The sequence below is a fragment of the Hydrogenophaga sp. PML113 genome (assembly GCF_001777155.1).
GTDB lineage: Bacteria > Pseudomonadota > Gammaproteobacteria > Burkholderiales > Burkholderiaceae_C > Hydrogenophaga > Hydrogenophaga borbori.
This window is the reverse complement of record NZ_MIYM01000006.1, coordinates 313,535-333,237: the sequence shown is the minus strand read 5'-3', so window position 1 is coordinate 333,237 and position 19,703 is coordinate 313,535. Positions and strand designations below refer to the sequence as shown.

Here is a 19,703-nt window from a genome sequence, read left to right as displayed (position 1 = left end):
AAGAAAGGAGCTAAGACGGAGAGTCCAGACAAGGACTTATCCACAGAACCGGCTGCCGTCAGGTAGCCTTGAGGGTGGGTCAAATTTGAATGATCACGACGGGTCAGTATTGGGTGATCGTCAACAGGCACCCCGGTCATCGTCGAATCGACGATTGAATCGAGCTTCAAACTCACACCGGAAGCCCTGTCTCGCGCGATCACGTCGCGAACGAAGTGGGTTATTCTCAATTCGCCTTCCAACCCTACGGGTGCTGTCTATTCGGTATCCGAATTGCTTGGGCTCATTGACGTTTTGATGCGTCACCCGAACGTCTGGGTGATGAGCGACGATCTCTACGAGCACTTGGTGTATTCAGGCACTGCTCTCAAGTGCATCGTCGCGCTGGAGCCCGGTCTGCGGGAGCGGACCTTGCTGGTCAACGGCGTCTCCAAGGCCTATGCGATGACCGGATGGCGAATCGGCTATGGCGCTGGGCCTGCCCACCTGATAAAGGCTATGGATGCCATCCAGAGCCAGACCACCACCAGCGCTTGCACGATTTCTCAGTGGGCCGCTGTCGAAGCGCTGGATGGTCCTCAAGAGTTCCTTGCCGAGTGGCGAGAGATCTTCAAGCGGCGCCGCGACCTGGTCCTCGATCTGCTCTCAAAAGCCAACGGACTTCGATGCGAGATCCCGCAGGGCGCCTTCTACGTCTTCCCCAACTGCTCCGGCGTTGTCGGGAAGAAGACCAGAAGCGGGGTGATTCTGGCCAACGACGAAGACTTCGCTCGTGAGCTTCTCGAGCAGGAGGGCGTGGGCGTCGTAGCCGGTACCGGCTTCGGCGCGCCGATGAATTTCCGAATTTCCTACGCATCCAGCGAGCAGAACCTTTGCGAAGCGTGTGAAGGAATTGTTCGCTTCTGCGAATCACTGTCGACTTGAGGGTTAGCCGATCATGAACCTGGGACTAAATGGAAAAAAGGCATTGGTGCTGGCAGGAGGCGGTGGCCTGGGTTCGGCCATTGCCAAGAGTCTGGCCGAGGAAGGGGCCACCGTGATGGTGGCAGACATCAATGAAGCCGCAGCCCAAGCGACCTGTGAAGAGATCCGCTCAGCAGGACTGAAGGCGCACTGCTTGGGCTGGGACATCTCTGACCTTGGGCAACTGGAGGCGCGCATTTCCGCTTGTACTCAGCACTTGGGCGGAACCATCGACATCCTTGTGAATAACACCGGAGGCCCGCCGCCGTCATTGGCCTCGGGCAACTCACCCGACACGTGGCTGGCCAGCTTCAACAGCATGGTCCTGGCCGTCATTGCCATCACCGACGCGATCCTTCCTGGCATGCGAGAGAAGAGATGGGGGCGGATTGTCACGAGCAGTTCGTCTGGTGTATTGGCACCTATTCCCAACCTGGCGCTCTCCAATTCTCTTCGTGCGTCACTGGTTACCTGGTCCAAGACCCTCGCCGGGGAAGTCGGTGCGTTGGGCATCACAGTCAACGTTGTGGTTCCTGGGCGCATTGCCACGAAGCGCATCACAGAGCTAGACGAAAAGAAGGCGGCGAGAGAGGGCCGTACGGTGGCGCAGGTCCGGGCCAGCAGTACATCGTCCATACCCCTGGGTCGGTATGGTCGGCCGGAAGAGTATGCGAACGCAGTGGCATTCCTGGCCAGTGAAGCAGCCTCGTACATCACCGGAAGCACTATTCGAGTCGATGGAGGCCTAGTGCAAGGCATCTAGCGAGGCGCTTTGTGCTGAAGGTGACTGCGAGTGGCACAGCCCGCCCGCTGGATGCGAGGGCATTTGAGAACTGAGGGGCCGGGTTTCGGAACGTGGGTGAGGGACTGCTCCGGGTGGCAAGCTGCCAGTCCCGCACGGAGGGCGAACGTCTCAGCCCAGTCTCAAGCGGTCGGACAGTCCTATCGCCCGCTCAATCCAGCTTCAAGTCCCCGCTGTCGACCGCTCCAACATACTGCTCAACCCAGCCTCCGCATCAAGAAGATCGTCCCTCCGCTCCAACAAGCTCAGGAGGACCCCAACGATCAACTCCCCATCTGAGGCGGGCCGATTCTCGCGCTGCTCGCGCATCACCGTCAGCGCGGCATTGGCCAGGGCGGAGGCCTTCTCTCGGTAGTCGTGCAACGACTGAAAGCTCGCTTTGATGACATGTCTGGATAAGCTCAAACCCAACTCCCAGGTGATGTGAAGGCAGTGAGTATTGGGTCGAGTCGTAGAGGGGTGGCGGTGTTTGAGGCACACCATTGGCATCCTTTGTGTGACGAAGGAAGCACCAGCCAAAACAAAGGCCCTGGAAGCCTCCACTTCCAGGGCCTTCGTCCTCCCCCTCCTCGCTACCCCAACTCAGAACGGATAGTGCCGCGGCGTCGTCTGCACCGTGATCCAGCGCAGCTCGGTGAACTCGGCGATGCCGGCCTTGCCGCCGAAGCGGCCGATGCCCGAGCCCTTCACGCCGCCAAAGGGCATCTGCGCTTCGTCGTGCACGGTGGGGCCGTTCACGTGGCAGATGCCGCTGTCGATCTTGCGGGCCACGTTGTAGGCGCGCGCAATGTCCTTGCCGAAGACGGATGCACTCAGGCCGTATTCGTTGTCGTTGGCGCAGGCAATGGCCTCTTCCACGCCCTTCACGCGCACGATGCACTTCACCGGTCCAAAGGTTTCTTCGCGGTAGATGCGCATCTCAGGCGTCACGTGGTCGAGCACGGTGGCGGGCATCAGGGTGTCGGTGCTCTTGCCGCCGCACACCAGCTTGGCGCCCTTGGCCAGGGCGTCGTCGATGAGCTCGTTGCAGAAGTTCACCGTGTTCATGCCGATGACCGAGCCCAGCACCACGGGCTCGGGCTTGCGCGGGTCGCCCACGGGTAGCTGGCTGGCCTTGTCGCCGAAGCGCTTCACGAACTCGTCGGCGACCTTGCTGTCGACGATGAGGCGTTCGGTGCTCATGCAGATCTGGCCGCTGTTGGCGAAGGCACCAAAGGCCGCGCCGTTCACGGCGTCGTCGATGTCGGCGTCGTCCAGGATGACCATGGGCGCCTTGCCACCCAACTCCAGCACCACGGGCTTGAGGTACTTGGCGCAGGTCATGGCGATGATCTTGCCGACCTTGGTGGAGCCGGTGAAGTTGACGCGCCGCACCGCCGGGTGGGCCACGATGGCTTCCACCACCGCGCCCGCGTCGGCCGGGGCGTTGGTGATGTAGTTCACCACGCCGGCGGGAAAGCCCGCGTCCTGGAAGGACTCGACGATGAGCTGGTGGGTGCGCGGGCAGTTCTCGCTGCCCTTGAAGACGACGGTGTTGCCGCAGGCCAGGGGCACGCAGATGGCGCGCACGCCCAGGATGATGGGCGCGTTCCAGGGCGCGATGCCGAGCACCACGCCGGCCGGCTGGCGCACGCCCATGGCGAGCGAGCCGGGCACGTCGGAGGGAATCAGCTCGCCCGAGATCTGCGTGGTGAGACCGGCGGCCTCGCGGATCATGCCGGCCGCGAGCATGCAGTTGAAGCCGGCCCACATGGCGGTGCCGCCGGTTTCGGCGGCCACGGCTTCGATGAACCGGGGCGTCTTGGCTTCCAGCGCGTCGGCGGCTTTCAGCAGCAGGGCGCGGCGTTCGCCGGGGCCGGTTTCGCTCCAGGTCTTGAAGGCCTCGGCGGCGGCTTCGACGGCCATCACCGCGTCGGCCGGGCTGGCGGCGGGCGCGCGCGTGGCCACGCTGCCGTCGAGCGGGTTGCGGCGTTCGAAGGTGGCGCCTTTTTCGGCGGTGACCTTCAGGCCGTTGATGAGCATGGACAGGTCGGACATGGGTTCTCCTTGGGCGTGTGCGGTCGTTTGTGAGTGTGTGCGGGTGCGGTCAGGCGGCGACGGCCTTGCGGCGCTGCACCGCGTCGGCGGCGCTGGTGGTGCCGGTGGCCGGGTCCTTGTCGGCGCCCAGGTAGGCCTCGCGGATGACGGTGGAGCGCGCGAGCAATTTCGCGGGCCCGCTGGCGACGATGGCGCCGCGCTCCAGCACGTAGCCGCGGTCGGCCACGGCCAGTGCCTTCTTCACGTTCTGCTCCACCATCAGCACGGTGGTGCCGGCGTCGGCGATGCGGCGCGCGATGCCCAGCAGCTCGTCCACCATCTTGGGCGCCAGGCCCAGCGAGGGCTCGTCGAGCATGAGCAGGCGCGGCGCGCACATCATGGCGCGCGCCACGGCCACCATCTGCTGTTCGCCACCGCTCATGGTGCCGACCAGCTGGTGGGCGCGTTCGCGCAGCTTGGGGAAGTCGCTGAAAGCCTGTTCGATGCGGCGCGCGCGCTCGGCCTTGGAGCCGAGCATGCGCCGGGCCGCCCCAAGCAGGCTCGTCCCCCCCGGAGGGCGGGCCGGGCTCTGCCCGGACCTGGGGGCCGACACCAGCCAGCCGCCGAGTTCCAGGTTTTCCGTCACGCTCATCTGCGGAAAGAGCTGGCGGCCCTCGGCCACCAGGGCCACGCCGGCCTGCACGATCTCATGCGTTTTCTCGGGGAGTTCTTCGCCGTTCAGCAGCACCGCGCCCTGGCGCGGGATGAGGCCGTTGATGGCCTTGAGCAGCGTGGTCTTGCCGGCGCCGTTGGGGCCCAGCACCACGGTGAGGCCGGGCCTGGCTTCAAGCTTCAGATCGCGCAGCACCAGGAAGGCGCCGTAGCCCGCGCTCAGGCCGTCGATCTTGAGGTGGGCCTGGCTCGCGCCGCCCAGGCGGAAGGGGTCTTGGCGGTACCACATCATGCGACGGCCCCTTCGGCTTCGGCTTCGCCCATCTCGTCGCCCAGGTAGGCCTCGATGACCTCGGGGTTGCGGATGACGGCGCGCGGCACGTCGTCGGCGATCTTGCGGCCCTGGTGCAGCACGATGACGCGCTCCACGTGGCGCAGCAGGGTGCTCACGGCGTGCTCGATCCAGACCACGGTGAGGTCCAGCTCGTCGCGCAGGCGGCGGATCAGGCGGGCCATGTCCTCCACTTCGTTTTCGGTGAGGCCGGCGGCCACTTCGTCGAGCAGCAACAGCTGGGGCCGCGTGGCCAGGGCCATGCCGATTTCGAGCAGGCGCTGCTGCGAGGGCGTGATGGCGGCGGCGGGCAGCTCGGCCTGCGCGCCCAGGCCGATGAGGCCGAGGATGCTGTCGGCCGTGCGCAGCACCCAGGGCACGCCGACCTCGTCGCCCCAGAACAGGTACTCGCGCCGCCGCCGGCCGGCGAACTTGAGGCCGAAGGCGATGTTGTCGCGCACGAGCATGTCGCCGAAGGTGCGCGGGGTCTGGAAGGTGCGCGCCAGGCCCTGGGCCGCGAAGCGGTGCGGCGCCTGGCCCGCGAGCGAGCGGCCGCGCAGCGCCAGCCGGCCGCTGGTGGGCGGGGTGACGCCGGAGATGGCGTTGAAGAAGGTCGTCTTGCCGGCGCCGTTGGGGCCGATGATGCCGACCAGTTCGCCGGGCATGAAGCTGGCGCTGACCTGGTCGACCGCGGTGAGACCGCCGAAGCGCACGGTGATGTCCTGGGCCACCAGCAGGGGCTGGGTCGAGCGCCGGGCCGCCCCAAGCTCGGCCGCGCCCCCTTGGGGGGCAGCGACCCGCGCAACGGCGGAGCGTGGGGGCGCCATGTTGGCATCAGTAGACATGGCGCGCCTCCCGCTGTTTTTTCTCGCGCTGCTTGCGGCGCTCGGTCTCGCCGCTCAGGTCGTCCTTGGTTTGCGCCCACCAGGCCTTGCCGTCGCGCCACCAGCCCTTGAAGGTGTCGGCGCGCACCGAGGCCAGGCCACCCGGCAGGTACAGCACCGAGAGGATGAGCAAGAGGCCCAGCGACATCATGTAGACCTGCGGCACCTGCAGCCGCAGGGTCTCGGCCAGCACGCTGAAGACGATGGCCGCGATCAGCGGGCCCCACAGCGTCATGGCGCCGCCGATGAGCGCGATGAGCACGGTCTGGAAGCCGATGAAGGGGTTGAAGACGGTGTGCGGGTCGATGTAGGTCCAGCGAACGCTCATGGCCGCCCCCACGGCGCCGGCGATGGCCGCGGTGAGCGCGAAGCCGGCGGTTTTGACCAGGCGCGTGTTGACGCCCAGGGTCTGGGCGCGCTGCTCGTCGGCGCCGATGCCCATCATGGCCAGGCCGAAGCGCGTGCGGCGGATGGCGATGGACAGCGCCACCGCCAGCACCGCCAGCAGCAGCACGGTGAAGTAGATGGTGTCGCGCTCGGGCACCACCATGAGCACGCGGCCCACGGTGCCGGTGACGCTCTTCTCGAAGTAGCTGATGGCGTGGCGGATCAACTCCGTCATGCCGAAGGTGAGCACGGCGAAGTAGGTGCCGCGCAGGTGCAGCACGGCCGCACCCATCACCACCGCCACCACGGCCGCGACGCCCGCGCCGGTCGCGATGGCCACCGGCCAGCTCAAGGTCTCCAGGCCGATGGCGCTGGTGTAGGCGCCGATGCCGAAGAAGGCCGAGGTGGCGAGCGAGAGGTAGCGCGTGCTGCCGCAGAACAGCGCCCAGCTCGAGGAGAGCGCGATGTACATCAGGCAGGTGAGCGCCATGGAGACCACGAATTCGCTGGCGAAGCCGGGCAGTGCCACGGCCCAGCCGGTGAGGCCGAAGAGCACGAGCGCATCGCGGATGAGGAACTGTCTCGGGGTCATGCCTTGGCTCCGCCGGGCCGCCCCAAGGAGCCGAGAGCCCCCTCGGGAGGCAGCGAAGTACACGAAGTGACGAGCGTGGGGGTCATGCTTTTCTTGTCTTGCGCGAGAACAGGCCTTCAGGGCGCAGCAGCAGCACGCCGATGAACACGATGTAGCTCAGCAAGGCCTTGAGCGAGGGGTTGGTGAAGTGCATGCCGATGGCCTCGATGACGCCCAGCAGCAGGCCACCCGCGAGCGCGCCGCCCATGCTGCCGAAGCCACCCAGGGTGATGACGATGAGCGCCGTGACGGTGTAGGGCTCGCCCATCGAAGGGCTGATGGTGTAGGCCATGGACAGCAGGCAGCCGGCCACGCCCGACAGGCCCAGGCCGATGCCGAACATGAGCGGGTGCAGGCGCTTGGTGTCGATGCCCACGAGCATCGCGCCGGTGGGCGACTGCATGAGCGCGCGCACGCCCTTGCCCAGCAGCGTGGTGCGCAGCAGCACGATGAGCGCGCCCGCGAACAGCAGGGCCAGACCGAAGACCAGCAGCTTGTTCACCGCGAACTGCGCCTGCCCGCCGGGCAGCGGAATGGCGAAGGGTTGGGTGAGGTAGTCGTAGCCGCGCAGGTCGCCGCCCCAGATCCAGGAGATGGCGTTCTGCACGAAGAACATGAGGCCGAAGGCGACCATGAGGCCGCGCGCCTCGAACACGTCGAGGTTGGGCGAGGTGGCGGTGAGGCGGCGAAAGCACAGCCAGTGCACGGCCACGCCGATGGCCATGAGCAGCGCGAAGGAGACCGGGATCATCCACAGCGGCGAGAGGCCGAAGGTGGCGGCCGCCATCCAGGTGATGAAGGCGCCCACCATCAGGAACTCGCCGTGCGCGATGTTGAGGATGCGCATGAGCCCGTACTGCAGGTTCAGGCCCAGCGCGACGAGCGCGTAGATGCCCCCGGTGATGAGACCGGAGGCGATCAGTTCAAGCCAGGAAGAGAAGGACATTCGATGAATGAGGGGGAGTGATCCAGAACGCCGCGGAACCGGCTTTGCCGGGCCGCAGGCGTTGCCTCCTTGAGGGGGTGACGCGCCGCGGGCGCGGCGCGGGGGTGGTCTTATCTCCAGGCGGGCTTGTTCGGGTTCAGCTTGGCCGTGGCCACCTGCTGCGGCCACACCACCTCGAACTCACCGTTCTGCCACTGGCCCACGGTGCCGGGCGTGCCCACGTTCTCGCTGCCCTGGAACCTGATGTCGCCCAGGATGGTTTTGTGCGTGGTGTTGGCCACGTAGTCGCGGATGGCCTTGCGGTCCAGGCCGTGCTGCTTGACGGCGTTGGTGAGGATCTCCATGCCGGCCCAGCAGGCGCCGCTGGCCCAACGGTCGGGTTCCTTCTTCTGGCTGGCCACGTGGGCGTCGAAGTAGGCCTTGGCACCGGGGCTGGTCTTGCTGTTCCACGAGCCCATGCCGAGCACGCCTTCGGCGCCGGCCGCGGTGATGACGTTCTTGTAGAGCGGGAAGGCCGTGCCCACCGAGGCGTAGAAGAATTTCGGATTGAAGCCGATCTCCTTGGCCTGGCGGCTGGCAAGGATGGTGTCGGGCGGGTAGGTGAAGCCCACGAACGCGTCGGGGTTCTTGTCCTTGATGGCGCGCAGCGTGGGGCTGAGGTCCTTCACGCCGCCGGGGTAGCTGGTGTCCTGCACCAGGCTGATGCCACTGCCCTGCAGCGCCACCTTGAGGGCAGCGTAGTTCTCCAGACCGAACAGGTCGTCCACGTAAATGCAGGCCACGGTCTTGGCGCCGCTGGCCTTGAGCATGTCGACCAGGGCGTCGCACATGGGCTTGGGCTGCTGCAGCAACAGGAAGAAGTAGGGCAGCTTCAGGTCCACCAGCCGCTTGGACAGCGCGGTGGGCGCCAGGAAGGGGTAGCCGAAGCGGTTGGCCAGCGGCGCGACGGCGAAGTTGGCGTTGGAGCCCCAGGGCGGCAGGATGAGGTCGACCTTGTCGCTGCCCATGAGTTTTTCGTAGGTGCGCACCACGGTCTCGACGTCGCTGCGGTCGTCGCTGCTGATGAGCTCGATCTTGCGGCGCACGCCTTTCACGTCCAGGCCGCCGGCGGCGTTCTGCTGCTCGGCCCAGAGCAGGAAGTTGGGTTCCTGGCTGGTCTGGGCGCCGCCCGTCCACGGGCCGGTGCGCGACATGCTGTAGCCCACGCGCACCGGCGCGCTTTGCGCCATCAGCTGCGGGGCGACCGCCATGGCGCCCACGGCGGCGGCGGTCTGCTGGATCATCACTCGGCGGTTGCTCATGGCCATGCTCGTCTCCTGGGGTTGGGGGTTGTCCTCGGACGCCGCCATGGTAGGAAATGCGCCCGCGCGCCGCTGTACCGTGGACGCACTGTCCGCTTGACCAATCGCGCATGGGGGTGCGGGTTTACCCGCAATCCAACGCCCTCGCGGGACCTGAGACATCACGCAACAATGGCAGCCCCAGCCCGCCAACCCCGACCACCGTGAGCGATCCCACCCCGATGAGCACCGACGCCGTGGCGCCCGCCGAGCGCGCGGCGATCTGGCGCGAGTGGGTGTGGACGCACTTCGGCGGCCTGGACTCCGACCTCTACGGCGACACCGACTTCGAAGGCCACATGAGCGCCTCGCAGGCGGGCGACGTGGTACTGACGCGGCTGGAGGCCAACCGACACCGCGTGATCAAAAGCGACCGCCAGGCGCGCGCGGGCGAGCGGCCCTACCTCAAGATCGTGGCGCCCTGGCGCGGCAGCGCGGGCGTGCAGCAATCGGGCCGCGAGGCCTGGGTGCGGCCCGGCGGCTGGGCCATCTACGACACCACCGACGCCTACGCCGTGGCCAACCCCGAGCAGGTGGAGCACCTGATCGTGATGCTGCCCAAGGCCCAGCTGGCCGAGCGCGGCCTGGCGCTGGAGCCGCTGATGGCGCGGCAGTTCGGTGGCGTCTCGGGCATCGCACGCGTGGCGCTGGAGACCATGCGCACCACCTACCAGGAGCTGCCAGGCATGAGCGAGTCGGCCGCGCGCGGCGCGGGCGAGGCCATCGTGGAGCTGGTGCGGCTGTCGCTGCTGGAGCTGGCCGGGCGCGGCGACGGGCGCACGCAGCTGGAGGCGTTCCGCGACCGCATCCGCGTGCACATCGGCCGCCACCTGCGCGACCCCGGCCTGTCGCTGGACCACATCGCCAGCGCCATGAACTGCAGCAAGCGCCACCTGCACAAGGCCTTCAGCGCCGAGGACGACACCCTGGCCCAGTACATCCTGCGCCAGCGCCTGCAGGGCTGCATGCGCGAGCTGGGCGATGCGGCCAGCGCCACGCGCACCATCACCGAGATCGCGTTTTCCTGGGGCTTCAACAACACCGCGCACTTCAGCCGCGTGTTCCGCGAGCACACGGGGCGCACGCCGTCGAACTACCGCGCCACGGCCCAGCGCGCGGGCTGAGCGAAGCGCTTCAGCGCGGCGCGCAGGCGCGCGCCACCTTCATCGCCAGCTGGTGCAGGGCCTGCCAGGGCTCGGCGGGCCAGTCGGGGAATTTCAGGCCCTTGACGATGCCGTCCACGGTGTGGGCGTCGTCCAGCCAGCGCGCCAGCTGCGCCGTGCCCAGCGTGGGCAGCACGCGCTCGACCAGCTTTTCCTTCACGCCCCAGACGCGGCTTTCGCGCAGGGCGATGGGCAGCGGGCGGCCGTCGTCCACCGCGCCGCGCACGCGGTTGAGCGTGCGGATGTCCTCGGCCAGCGCCCAGTGCACCAGCACGGGCGCCTCGCCCTCGGCCTGCAGGCCGTCGAGCATGCGCTGCACACGCGCCACCTGACCGGCCAGCACGGCCTCGGCGAGCTTGAAGGCGTCGAAGCGCGCCACGTTGAGCACGGCCGACTCGACCTGCTCGAAGCCCAGCTCGCCCTGTGGGTGCAGCAGCGCGAGCTTCTGGATCTCCTGGTGCGCGGCCAGCAGGTTGCCTTCGACGCGGTCGGCGAAGAAGGCCAGGGTGCGCTGGCCCTCCTCGCCCGCGGCCACGCGCTGGCCCTGGGCCTGCAGGCGCGTGGCGATCCACTGCGGCAGCGCCTTTCGGTCCACCGGGTCGACGCGCACGGTCACGCCGTGGGCGTCGAGCGCGGCGAACCAGGCGCTTTTCTGGGTGGCCATGTCCAGGCGCGGCAGCACCACCAGGGTGAGCGTGCTGTCATTGCCGTCGGCGGACTCGGCGAGCTGCTGCAGGGCGGCCGAGCCGTCCTTGCCGGGCTTGCCCGAGGGCACGCGCACCTCGACGATCTGCTTGTCGGCGAACAGGCTCAGCGACGCGCCGCTGGCCAGCACCGCCGACCAGTCGGCGTGCGCGCCGGCCATGGTGTGCACGGTGCGCTCGGTGTGGCCCTGGGCGCGCGCGGCGGCGCGGATGGCGTCGCCCGCTTCCTGGATCAGCAGCGGCTCGTCGCCGTGCAGGGTGTAGAGGCTGCGCAGGCCCTTCTGGAGCTGGGCCTGGAGCTGGTTCGCGGCGAGCTGCATGCCGTCAGAGCTGGCGCACCGACGCGAGGCGGCGGATCACCTGCTGCGCGATGTCGGTGGTCATGTCGCGGTAGAGCATCTGCTCTTCGGCGTCCTTGGCGAGCACCACGGTTTCGTTGAAGCTCAGGTCGCGCTCGAGCAGCAGCTCGCTGTCGTCGATGAGCATGCGCTCCTCGCGCGTGCGCAGGTTGAAGCGAAAGCGCACGCGCAGCTGCAGTTCGCGCACCTGGCCGGCGGCCGTCTGGCCCACCACCACGCGCTCGCGCTGGTCCACCTGGGCGGTGAGGATCACCGGCGGCAACGGGTTGCCGTCCACGCGCAGGCCGTTGACCTGCATCTCGCGGCGCAGTTGCGCGGTCACGTAGCCGGCCACGCCGGTGAGCTGCACGGCGTCGAACGCGAAGTGCGGCGCCTCGCGCAGCTTGAAGCCGCAGGCCGGCAAGGCCAGGGCCGCCGCACCACCGAGCAGGAGACGCCTGTTCATGGTCACACCACCACGTTGACGAGGCGGCCCGGCACCACCACGACCTTCTTGGGCGCGGCGCCGGCCGCCTGCTTGACGAAGGCCTCGCTGGCGAGCGCGGCGGCCTCGATGGCGGCCTTGTCGGCGCTGGCCGGCACGGTGACGCTGCCGCGGTGCTTGCCATTGATCTGCAGCACGAGTTCGATCTGATCGCGCTGCAACGCGGACGCGTCGGCCTGCGGCCAGGGCGCGTCCAGCATCTCGCCGCCGTGCGCGGCGTAGCCGAGCTCGGTCCAGAGCGTGTGCGCGATGTGCGGCGTGGCCGGGTACAGGCAGCGCAGCAGGATGCCGAAGCCCTCGGCGGCGGCGGCCTCGTCGCCCGCGCCCTCGGGCGTGAAGCCCTCCAGCGCGTTGAGCATCTTCATGGCGCCCGAGACCACGGTGTTGTATTGCATGCGCTGGTAGTCGTAGTCCACCTGCTTGAGCACGGTGTGGATCTCCAGTCGCAGCGCCTTGGCGGCCTTGGACAGCGAGGCCTGGCCCACGCCCGCGGCCAGCGCGCCCTGCGTGGTGCCGGATGGGCCCTGCGCCTGGCGCTTGTGGCCGTAGCCCCAGACCCGGCGCAGGAAGCGGTAACTGCCCTCCACCGCGGCATCGTTCCACTCCAGCGTGGCCTCGGGCGGCGCGGTGAACATGGTGTACAGGCGCGCGGTGTCGGCGCCGTACTTCTCGATCAGGTCCTGCGGGTCGACGCCGTTGTTCTTGGACTTGGACATGGTGCCCACGCCCTCGTAGTCGATGGGCGTGCCCACGGGCAGGTCACCCACGGCGTTCTTCAGCTTCGCGCCGACGATCTTGCCGCCCTCGTCAAGCACGTTGTCCACGTCGTGCGGCCAGAAGTATTCCTTGGCGCCCTTGTCGGTTCGGCGGCTGTAGATGTGGTTGAGCACCATGCCCTGCGTGAGCAGGTGGGTGAAGGGCTCGTCCACCGTGACCAGGCCGAGGTCGCGCATGACCTTGGTCCAGAAGCGCGCGTACAGCAGGTGCAGGATGGCGTGCTCGATGCCGCCGATGTACTGGTCCATGCCGCTGCCGCCGGTGGCCAGCTTCTGGTCGCGCATCCAGTAGGCCGTGCCCTCGGCCACCATGCGCTCGCTGTTCTTCGGGTCGCAGTAGCGCATGAAGTACCAGGACGAGTCCACGAAGGTGTCCATGGTGTCGGTCTCGCGCCGCGCTGCGGCGCCGCACACCGGGCAGACCACGCCGGCGTGAAAGCCCTCGTGGTGGTTGAGCGGGTTGCCGCTGCCGTCGGGCACGCAGTCCTCGGGCAGGACCACGGGCAGGTCCTTCTCGGGCACGGGCACGGCGCCGTGTTCGGGGCAGTGGATGATGGGGATGGGCGTGCCCCAGTAGCGCTGGCGGCTGATGCCCCAGTCGCGCAGGCGCCAGGTGGTTTTCTTCTCGCCCAGGCCCTGGGCGGCCAGCGCCTCGGCAACCTTGTCGACGGCGGCCTGGTAGCCCAGGCCATCGAGGAAGCCGCTGTTGACGCAGACGCCGCGCTGCTTGTCGCCGTACCACTCCTGCCAGGCGTCGGCGCTGAAGCTTTCGCCCTCGACGGCCACCACCTGCGGGATCGCCAGGCCGTACTTCCTGGCGAAGGCGAAGTCGCGCTCATCGTGTGCGGGCACGCCCATGACGGCGCCGTCGCCGTAGCCCATGAGCACGTAGTTGCCGACCCACACCGGCACGGCCGCGCCGGTGATGGGGTGGGTGACGCTCAGGCCGGTGGGCAGGCCTTCCTTCTCTTTCAGCGCCAGCTCGGCCTCGGTGGTGCCGCCCTTCTTGCATTCCTCGATGAAGGCGGCGAGCGCCGGATCGCTGGCGGCCGCGTGCGTGGCCAGCGGGTGCTCGGGCGCCACGGCGCAGAAGGTGACACCCATGATGGTGTCGGCGCGCGTGGTGAACACGTAGAGGCGGCCGTCGCCGATGAGGGCGCCGCTGGCGTCCCGGATCTGGTGCGGGAAGGCGAAGCGCAGGCCCTCGCTCCTGCCGATCCAGTTCTCCTGCATCAGGCGCACCTTGTCGGGCCAGCCGCTGAGCGTGGCCTTGGGGTTGCCGATCTGCACGTGGTCGAGCAGTTCGCCCGCGTAAGCGGTGATGTTGAGGTAGTAGCCCGGGATCTCGCGCTTCTCGACCAGCGCGCCGGTGCGCCAGCCGCGGCCGTCGATGACCTGTTCGTTGGCGAGCACGGTGTGGTCCACCGGGTCCCAGTTCACCACCTGGGTCTTGCGGTAGGCGATGCCCTTTTCCAGCATCTTGAGGAACAGCCACTGGTTCCAGTGGTAGTAATCGGGCGAGCAGGTGGCGACCTCGCGACTCCAGTCGATGGCCAGGCCCATGGCCTGCATCTGCCGCTTCATGTAGGCGATGTTGTCGTAGGTCCACTTCGCGGGCGGCACCTTGTTCTTGATCGCCGCGTTCTCGGCCGGCAGGCCGAAAGCGTCCCAGCCCATGGGCATGAGGACGTTGTAGCCCTTCATGCGCAGCTGGCGCGTGAGCATGTCGTTGATGGTGTAGTTGCGCACGTGGCCCATGTGCAGCTTGCCGCTGGGGTAAGGCAGCATGGAGCAGGCATAGAACTTGGGCTTGCCGGCGTCTTCGGTGACGCGGTAGGCGTCGCGGGCGGTCCAGTGGGCCTGCGCGGCGCGCTCGACGTCTTGGTGGGCGTATTTGTCTTGCATGGGAACGGGGAAGACCAGAGAAGCCGGACGGGCGCGGCTCGCCCGTGGGAGCGGGGATTTTAGGCCGCGCGCCCGGCGGGCGCCGCCGGGCGCGCCCTCGTCGGTGAACCGCCACCGGCCGGCTAGGCCTGGCGCAGCCCCAGCACGTCGAACATGTCGAACAGCCCGGCGCGGCGGCCGGCGAGGAAGCGCACCGCGCGCAGGCTGCCCTGGGCGTAGGTGCTGCGGCTAGCGGACTTGTGCGTGATCTCGATGCGCTCGCCGGTGCCCGCGAACAGCACGGTGTGGTCGCCCACGATGTCGCCGCCGCGGATGGTGGCGAAACCGATGCTGGACGGGTCGCGCTCGCCGGTGACGCCTTCGCGCGCGTAGACCGCGCAGTCCTTGAGGTCGCGGCCCAGGGCGCCGGCGATGACCTCGCCCATCTTGAGCGCGGTGCCGCTGGGCGCGTCCACCTTGTGGCGGTGGTGGGCCTCGATGATCTCGATGTCGTAGCCCGTGGACAGGGCCTTGGCCGCCATCTCCAGCAGCTTGAGCGTGACGTTCACGCCCACGCTCATGTTGGGCGCCATCACGATGGCGATGCGCTGGGAGGCCTCGGCGATGCGGGCCTTCTGCGCCTCGCTGAAGCCGGTGGTGCCGATGACCAGGTTGACGCCCTGCGCCACGCAGGCGTCCAGGTGGGCCATGGTGCCCTCGGGGCGGGTGAAATCGATCAGGCAGTCGCTGCCTTGAAGGCCCTGGGCGAGATCGGCGGTGATCGGCACACCGGTCGGCTGGCCGGCGTAGGCGCCGGCGTCCTGTCCGATGGCGGGGCTGGCGGCCACGTCGAGCGCGCCGCTGAGCCGGCAGTCGCCGCTGTCGCGCACGGCCTCGATCAGCATGCGGCCCATGCGGCCGCTGGCCCCCGCGACACAGACGCGGTGGGGGGTGGTGGCAACGCTCATCGGCCCGACTCCAGCGGCGGGAAGTTGGTGGTGGCGGGCGTGGGCGCCGCGCTGGCGGGCAGCGGCGGGGCCTGCGGCTTGTTGCGCTCGGCGAAGTCCTTGAGCTGCTGCTCGGTGGCCTCGAGCGCGGGCGGCTTGGCCTTCTTGTCGCGGCGCGCGTCCAGCGAGGCCACGAACTCGGCCTCGGTGGGCAGCTCGTCGGCCTCGTGGCGCTCGAGCACGCCGTCCTTGAAGAACACGGTCACGCGGCGACGCAAGGGCTCCTGGCCCCGGCGCTGCAGGGTGAAGACATAGTCCCAGCGGTCGGCGTGGAACACGCTGGCCAGCAGGGGCGAACCCAGGATGTCGCGCACCTGCTCGCGCGGCATGCCGGGCTTGAGCGCCTCAACCTGCTCGCGGGTGATCACATTGCCTTGAAGGATGTCGATCTTGTACGGCGTGACCCAGTTGGCCACGCTGCCACAACCGCCCAGCGCCAGCAGGGCAGCCAGCGCGAGCGAGATTCGAAACTTGGAGAAGGACATGGCGAAAACCCGGGTGGGGGCCTACTGGCCCTGCACTGGCGCGGCCGGCGCAAGGCGGACGATAATCGGTCGGCCATTGTAGTGAGCCCGAAGCGAGCGCCATGTCCAACATCGAAGACCTCAAGAGCACCGGCCTGAAGGCCACGCTGCCGCGCCTGAAGATCCTGGAGGTCTTTCAGAACGCCACGCAGCGCCACATGACGGCCGAGGACGTGTTCCGCGTGCTGCTCGACGAGCGCAGCGACATCGGCCTGGCCACCGTCTACCGCGTGCTGATGCAGTTCGAACAGGCCGGCCTGCTCACGCGCAGCAATTTCGAATCGGGCAAGGCCGTCTACGAACTCAACGAGGGCCAGCACCACGACCACCTGGTCTGCCTGGACTGCGGGCGCGTCGAGGAGTTCTTCGATGCGGAGATCGAGAAGCGCCAGCAGATGGTGGCCAAGTCGCGCGGCTTCGCGCTGCAGGAGCACGCGCTGTCGCTCTACGCGAACTGCACCAAGGGCGACTGCCCGCACCGCGGCGCCGGCAAGGTCCCCGGCGGCCACCGCTAGGCGCGGCGTTCGTCACTCGTCGCGCGACATGGCGGCGCGGTGGCGCTGCACGAACTCCTGGTAGGTGTCGATGCCGCGCAGCTGCAGGATGGTGTTGCGCACGGCGGCCTCCACCAGCACGGCGATGTTGCGCCCCGCCACCACCTGGATCACGGCCTTGCGCACGGGCACGCCCAACACGTCCTGGTACAGCGGCTCGTAGGGCATGCGCTCGTAGTCGCGCTCCATGGTCTCGCGGCGCACCAGGTGCACGATGAGCTGCAGCCGCATCTTGCGGCGCACCGCCGTCTCGCCAAAGATGGCCTTGATGTCGAGCAGGCCGATGCCGCGCACCTCCAGCAGGTTCTGCAGCAGCTCGGGGCAGCGGCCTTCCACGCTGGTCTGGTTGATGCGGTACAGGTCCACCGCGTCGTCGGCCACCAGGCCGTGGCCGCGCGAGATGAGTTCCAGCCCCAGCTCGCTCTTGCCCAGGCCCGACTCGCCCGTGATCAGGACCCCCATGCCCAGGATGTCCATGAACACGCCGTGCATGGTGGCGCGGTCGGCGAAATGGCGCGACAGGTAGGCGCGCAGCACGTCGATCACGAAGGCCGCGGACTCGTGGGTCGCGAACATCGGGATCTGGGCGCGCTCGCACATGGCGAGCAGTTCGTCGGGCGCGGGCTTGTCGTCGGCCACCACCAGCACCGGCGGCTCCAGCGTCACAATGCGCGCCACGCGGCGCTTGTTGTCCTCGGTGCTGGGGCTGGTGAGGTACGCCACCTCACGCTCACCGATGACCTGCAGGCGGTAGGGGTGGATGTAGTTGAGGTAGCCGACCAGGTCGGCGCCCGAGCGCGCCGCGCGGATCGCCACCTCGTCGAAGCGGCGCTCGGAGGCGCCCAGGCCCGCGATCCACTGCCACTTCAGCGTGTCCCGGTGGTCCTCGAAGAGGACGTCGGCGCTGACGACGGTGGGTTTCAATGGAGAACGGTGTTCAGGCCGCGGCGTGCGCGGACTGCCAGTTGGCAATCAGCCCGTGCAGCGCACCGGCGTCGGACGAGGACTTCATGCGCTCGCGCAAGGCGCTGTCGCTGAGCAGCTCGGCGATCTCCGACAGGATTTCCAGGTGCTTCTGCGTGGCCGCTTCAGGCACCAGCAGGAAGATCATGAGCTGCACCGGCAGCTCGTCCGGGGCGTCGAAACCGATGGGGCTGTCGAGTTGGAACACCGCCGCCAGCGGCTGCTTGAGGCCTTTGATGCGGCCATGCGGAATGGCCACCCCATGACCCAGGCCGGTGGAGCCCAGGCGCTCGCGCGCGAACAGGCTGTCGGTGATGAGCGCGCGGTTGAGGCCGTGCAGGGTTTCGAACAGCAGGCCCGCTTCCTCGAAGGCGCGCTTTTTGCTGGTGGCGTCGACGGCGACGAGCACCTGCGCGGCGGGCAATATGGCAGACAGTCGGTTCATGGGGGCCCTTTCGGGCGCGGATTATGCGCTTCTGCTTTCCCACGCCTAGATGAAAAGGACAAAAAAGCCGCTTGACAATTCAAGCGGCTTGTTGCAGTGCAGCACGGCCGGGAACCCGCCAACGGCGCGGGTTGTGACCGTTTTCACATCAGGCGTTTGACGGCTTCGTGGTTGTGTTCCTGGGTCTTGGTCTTGTAACGCAGCACCTGGCGATCGAGCTTGTCGGCCAACTCATCGACGGCGGCGTACAGATCGGCATGGGCGCTCTCGGCGAACAGGTCACGGCCTTTCACGTGAATGTTGCATTCCGCACGTTGCCGCAGGGCCTTTTCCTTGAGGTTGTCCACTTTCAACAGCACCCGGATGTCGACGACCTGGTCGAAGTGTCGGGAAATGCGTTCGAGCTTGCTGGTGACGTAGCCGCGCAGGGCGGGAGTGACCTCGAGGTCGTGACCGTTGATCGTCAGGTTCATGGATGAGCCTCCAATTGCTCCGGGTTGACACAGGCCGCCGGCGGCAGGGCCATCCGGCGACCACGGGATGGCTTGAGGCCCACTATGCCGACGATGCCCTGAGCACGCAAGCCGAAACCGTCAGAAATCGTGACTTCCGGATCGCCTTCAGGACCGGCGGTCGGGCCCCTGCTGCGCGCCATGCAGGCGAAGCCGCCGCGCCACCGCCACGCTGGCGCAGCTGGCGGCCACGCCGATGAGACCCGCCACCCAGTAGTACTCCACCCGACCGGCGGCATCGCGCACGATGATCAGCCCGCCGACCAGCGAGGCCAGTCCCATGGCGGCCGACTGCACCGCGGCGTTGAGCGCCATGAAGGTGCCGCGCAGGCGCGGTTCGGCGGCCGAAGTGATGATGGCCATGCCCGGGATCATGCGGCCCGACATGAGCACGAAGAAGCCGGTGGACACGACCAGCGCGACCCACAGCGGCGCCGGCGGCAGCAGCGTGGTGGCCATGAGCGGCAGCGCCACGAGCAGGGCCAGGCGGCTGAAGGTGGGCACCTTGCCGTGCCGGTCGGTCAAACGGCCGAACCAGCGCGCCGTCAGCAGGGTGACCGCGCCGCCCACCAGGTACAGCATGGGGATGTCGGCGTCGCCCAGGCCCACGTTGGCCTGCATGTAGATGGTGATGAAGGGGATCACCGTGAAGCCGGTGAACATCATGAGCGCCGACATCGCAAAAGCGCGCCAGTGGTTGCGCTCGGCCAGCGCCGAGACCAAGCCGCGCCAGACCGTGGGCGGGCCGGCCCGCAGGTGGCCGCGGAGCGGCGGCAGGGTCAGGCTGGCGCCGGCCAGGCACACGGCGCACAGCATCGCGATGGCGATGAAGGTGGCGTGCCAGCCCGCCCAGCCGGCCAGCCACAGGCCCAGCGGCACCCCGGCCACCGTGGAAAACGAGAAGGCGGACATGACGATGCCCATGGCGCGGCCCCGCCGCTCGAAGGGCACCACGTCGGCCACGATGGTCTGCGCCAGCGCCGACAGCACGCCGCCGAACACGCCGGCGGCGATGCGCGCGCCCATGAGGAAGCCGTAGCCCGGGGCCAGGCCGCAGGCCAGCGTGGCCAGGGCGAACAGGCCATAGAGCCACAGCAGCAGCGTGCGGCGGTCGAAGCGGTCGACATAGGTGGCGGCGAGCAGGCCCGAGGCGCCGGCCGACAGCGTGTAGGCCGACACCAGCAGGCCGAACTGCGCGTCGCTGATGCCGAAGAGCCGCGTGAACTGCGGCCCCAGGGGCATCACGATCATGAAGTCCAGGATGTGGGTGAACTGGATGCCGGCCACGGTGAGCAGCAGCCAGCGTTCGCGCGTGGAACTGAGGGGCGAGGGATCGGTCACGGGCAGCGATCGAAG

18 protein-coding genes and 1 pseudogene are annotated in these 19,703 nt (G+C 68.2%); 4 read left to right on the top strand and 15 right to left on the bottom strand.

The genetic code is table 11. From position 1 onward, the window contains the following. Positions 1 to 135 precede the first annotated feature (135 nt). Both BHU06_RS14255 and BHU06_RS22155 read left to right on the top strand, forming a co-directional pair. Positions 136 to 924, top strand: a pseudogene (locus tag BHU06_RS14255) (aminotransferase class I/II-fold pyridoxal phosphate-dependent enzyme); the annotation flags it as partial. Positions 925 to 937: 13 nt separating this feature from the next. Then, on the top strand, positions 938 to 1,726 hold the full coding sequence (locus BHU06_RS22155; RefSeq protein WP_083293240.1) for an SDR family oxidoreductase: 789 nt from the start codon (positions 938 to 940) through the stop codon (positions 1,724 to 1,726). A gap of 621 nt (positions 1,727 to 2,347) precedes the next feature. On the opposite strand, the gene BHU06_RS14245 is transcribed toward BHU06_RS22155, so the two are convergent. The 6 genes from BHU06_RS14245 to BHU06_RS14220 all read right to left on the bottom strand — a co-directional run bounded on the left by BHU06_RS14245 (position 2,348) and on the right by BHU06_RS14220 (position 8,939). After that, the gene (locus BHU06_RS14245; protein ID WP_070399837.1) at positions 2,348 to 3,802 is read right to left on the bottom strand and encodes an aldehyde dehydrogenase; all 1,455 of its coding nucleotides are present in this window, start codon (positions 3,800 to 3,802) and stop codon (positions 2,348 to 2,350) included. A gap of 49 nt (positions 3,803 to 3,851) precedes the next feature. After that, positions 3,852 to 4,745 carry an ABC transporter ATP-binding protein gene (locus BHU06_RS14240; RefSeq protein WP_070399836.1) on the bottom strand — a complete coding sequence of 298 codons (894 nt, stop codon included), beginning with the start codon at positions 4,743 to 4,745 and terminating at the stop codon, positions 3,852 to 3,854. Continuing rightward, positions 4,742 to 5,629, bottom strand: a complete 888-nt coding sequence (locus BHU06_RS14235) for an ABC transporter ATP-binding protein (RefSeq protein WP_254668178.1) — start codon at positions 5,627 to 5,629, stop codon at positions 4,742 to 4,744. Before BHU06_RS14235 ends, BHU06_RS14240 begins: the two co-directional genes overlap by 4 nt. Then, positions 5,619 to 6,647 carry a branched-chain amino acid ABC transporter permease gene (locus BHU06_RS14230; RefSeq protein ID WP_070399835.1) on the bottom strand — a complete coding sequence of 343 codons (1,029 nt, stop codon included), beginning with the start codon at positions 6,645 to 6,647 and terminating at the stop codon, positions 5,619 to 5,621. Before BHU06_RS14230 ends, BHU06_RS14235 begins: the two co-directional genes overlap by 11 nt. Positions 6,648 to 6,729: 82 nt before the next feature. Further along, positions 6,730 to 7,632 (bottom strand): branched-chain amino acid ABC transporter permease, encoded by a 903-nt coding sequence (locus tag BHU06_RS14225; RefSeq protein WP_070399834.1) that lies wholly within the window; start codon positions 7,630 to 7,632, stop codon positions 6,730 to 6,732. 110 nt (positions 7,633 to 7,742) lie between these two features. Then, positions 7,743 to 8,939 (bottom strand): amino acid ABC transporter substrate-binding protein, encoded by a 1,197-nt coding sequence (locus tag BHU06_RS14220; RefSeq protein ID WP_070399833.1) that lies wholly within the window; start codon positions 8,937 to 8,939, stop codon positions 7,743 to 7,745. Positions 8,940 to 9,136: 197 nt separating this feature from the next. On the opposite strand from BHU06_RS14220, the gene BHU06_RS14215 reads away from it, so the two are divergent. Next, positions 9,137 to 10,096 (top strand): helix-turn-helix domain-containing protein, encoded by a 960-nt coding sequence (locus BHU06_RS14215; RefSeq protein ID WP_070399832.1) that lies wholly within the window; start codon positions 9,137 to 9,139, stop codon positions 10,094 to 10,096. Positions 10,097 to 10,106: 10 nt separating this feature from the next. On the opposite strand, the gene holA is transcribed toward BHU06_RS14215, so the two are convergent. From holA to BHU06_RS14190, 5 genes are all read right to left on the bottom strand, one after another. Then, positions 10,107 to 11,159, bottom strand: a complete 1,053-nt coding sequence (holA, locus tag BHU06_RS14210) for a DNA polymerase III subunit delta (RefSeq protein WP_070399831.1) — start codon at positions 11,157 to 11,159, stop codon at positions 10,107 to 10,109. Between the two features lie 4 nt (positions 11,160 to 11,163). Then, entirely contained in the window at positions 11,164 to 11,643 is a 480-nt protein-coding gene (gene lptE / locus BHU06_RS14205) for an LPS assembly lipoprotein LptE (RefSeq protein ID WP_070399830.1), read from the bottom strand. Positions 11,644 to 11,645: 2 nt separating this feature from the next. Beyond that, on the bottom strand, positions 11,646 to 14,363 hold the full coding sequence (leuS, locus tag BHU06_RS14200; RefSeq protein WP_070399829.1) for a leucine--tRNA ligase: 2,718 nt from the start codon (positions 14,361 to 14,363) through the stop codon (positions 11,646 to 11,648). A gap of 122 nt (positions 14,364 to 14,485) precedes the next feature. Then, positions 14,486 to 15,310, bottom strand: a complete 825-nt coding sequence (gene dapB, locus BHU06_RS14195) for a 4-hydroxy-tetrahydrodipicolinate reductase (RefSeq protein WP_070399828.1) — start codon at positions 15,308 to 15,310, stop codon at positions 14,486 to 14,488. Next, positions 15,307 to 15,834 (bottom strand): outer membrane protein assembly factor BamE, encoded by a 528-nt coding sequence (locus tag BHU06_RS14190; RefSeq protein ID WP_070399827.1) that lies wholly within the window; start codon positions 15,832 to 15,834, stop codon positions 15,307 to 15,309. Before BHU06_RS14190 ends, dapB begins: the two co-directional genes overlap by 4 nt. Before the next feature lie 101 nt (positions 15,835 to 15,935). Between BHU06_RS14190 and fur the strand changes: the two genes are divergently transcribed. Further along, positions 15,936 to 16,388, top strand: a complete 453-nt coding sequence (gene fur, locus BHU06_RS14185) for a ferric iron uptake transcriptional regulator (RefSeq protein ID WP_070399826.1) — start codon at positions 15,936 to 15,938, stop codon at positions 16,386 to 16,388. Positions 16,389 to 16,400: 12 nt separating this feature from the next. On the opposite strand, the gene hprK is transcribed toward fur, so the two are convergent. From hprK to BHU06_RS14165, 4 genes are all read right to left on the bottom strand, one after another. After that, entirely contained in the window at positions 16,401 to 17,351 is a 951-nt protein-coding gene (gene hprK / locus BHU06_RS14180; RefSeq protein ID WP_070399825.1) for an HPr(Ser) kinase/phosphatase, read from the bottom strand. Between the two features lie 13 nt (positions 17,352 to 17,364). After that, on the bottom strand, positions 17,365 to 17,835 hold the full coding sequence (locus BHU06_RS14175; RefSeq protein ID WP_070399824.1) for a PTS sugar transporter subunit IIA: 471 nt from the start codon (positions 17,833 to 17,835) through the stop codon (positions 17,365 to 17,367). Between the two features lie 143 nt (positions 17,836 to 17,978). Then, on the bottom strand, positions 17,979 to 18,308 hold the full coding sequence (gene raiA, locus BHU06_RS14170) for a ribosome-associated translation inhibitor RaiA (RefSeq protein WP_070399823.1): 330 nt from the start codon (positions 18,306 to 18,308) through the stop codon (positions 17,979 to 17,981). A 147-nt stretch (positions 18,309 to 18,455) separates the two neighbouring features. Next, on the bottom strand, positions 18,456 to 19,688 hold the full coding sequence (locus BHU06_RS14165) for an MFS transporter (RefSeq protein WP_070399822.1): 1,233 nt from the start codon (positions 19,686 to 19,688) through the stop codon (positions 18,456 to 18,458). Between the last annotated feature and the right edge of the window lie 15 nt (positions 19,689 to 19,703).

What these genes read in the sequence shown, in the direction of transcription:
- holA (WP_070399831.1), bottom strand. Translation starts at nt 11,159, where the DNA reads ATGCAGCTCGCCGCGAACCAGCTCCAGGCCCAGCTCCAGAAGGGCCTG.
- BHU06_RS14230 (WP_070399835.1), bottom strand. Translation starts at nt 6,647, where the DNA reads ATGACCCCGAGACAGTTCCTCATCCGCGATGCGCTCGTGCTCTTCGGC.
- BHU06_RS14175 (WP_070399824.1), bottom strand. Translation starts at nt 17,835, where the DNA reads ATGAACCGACTGTCTGCCATATTGCCCGCCGCGCAGGTGCTCGTCGCC.
- BHU06_RS14235 (WP_254668178.1), bottom strand. Translation starts at nt 5,629, where the DNA reads ATGTCTACTGATGCCAACATGGCGCCCCCACGCTCCGCCGTTGCGCGG.
- BHU06_RS22155 (WP_083293240.1), top strand. Translation starts at nt 938, where the DNA reads ATGAACCTGGGACTAAATGGAAAAAAGGCATTGGTGCTGGCAGGAGGC.
- raiA (WP_070399823.1), bottom strand. Translation starts at nt 18,308, where the DNA reads ATGAACCTGACGATCAACGGTCACGACCTCGAGGTCACTCCCGCCCTG.
- BHU06_RS14240 (WP_070399836.1), bottom strand. Translation starts at nt 4,745, where the DNA reads ATGATGTGGTACCGCCAAGACCCCTTCCGCCTGGGCGGCGCGAGCCAG.
- fur (WP_070399826.1), top strand. Translation starts at nt 15,936, where the DNA reads ATGTCCAACATCGAAGACCTCAAGAGCACCGGCCTGAAGGCCACGCTG.
- BHU06_RS14245 (WP_070399837.1), bottom strand. Translation starts at nt 3,802, where the DNA reads ATGTCCGACCTGTCCATGCTCATCAACGGCCTGAAGGTCACCGCCGAA.
- leuS (WP_070399829.1), bottom strand. Translation starts at nt 14,363, where the DNA reads ATGCAAGACAAATACGCCCACCAAGACGTCGAGCGCGCCGCGCAGGCC.
- lptE (WP_070399830.1), bottom strand. Translation starts at nt 11,643, where the DNA reads ATGAACAGGCGTCTCCTGCTCGGTGGTGCGGCGGCCCTGGCCTTGCCG.
- BHU06_RS14220 (WP_070399833.1), bottom strand. Translation starts at nt 8,939, where the DNA reads ATGGCCATGAGCAACCGCCGAGTGATGATCCAGCAGACCGCCGCCGCC.
- dapB (WP_070399828.1), bottom strand. Translation starts at nt 15,310, where the DNA reads ATGAGCGTTGCCACCACCCCCCACCGCGTCTGTGTCGCGGGGGCCAGC.
- BHU06_RS14225 (WP_070399834.1), bottom strand. Translation starts at nt 7,632, where the DNA reads ATGTCCTTCTCTTCCTGGCTTGAACTGATCGCCTCCGGTCTCATCACC.
- BHU06_RS14190 (WP_070399827.1), bottom strand. Translation starts at nt 15,834, where the DNA reads ATGTCCTTCTCCAAGTTTCGAATCTCGCTCGCGCTGGCTGCCCTGCTG.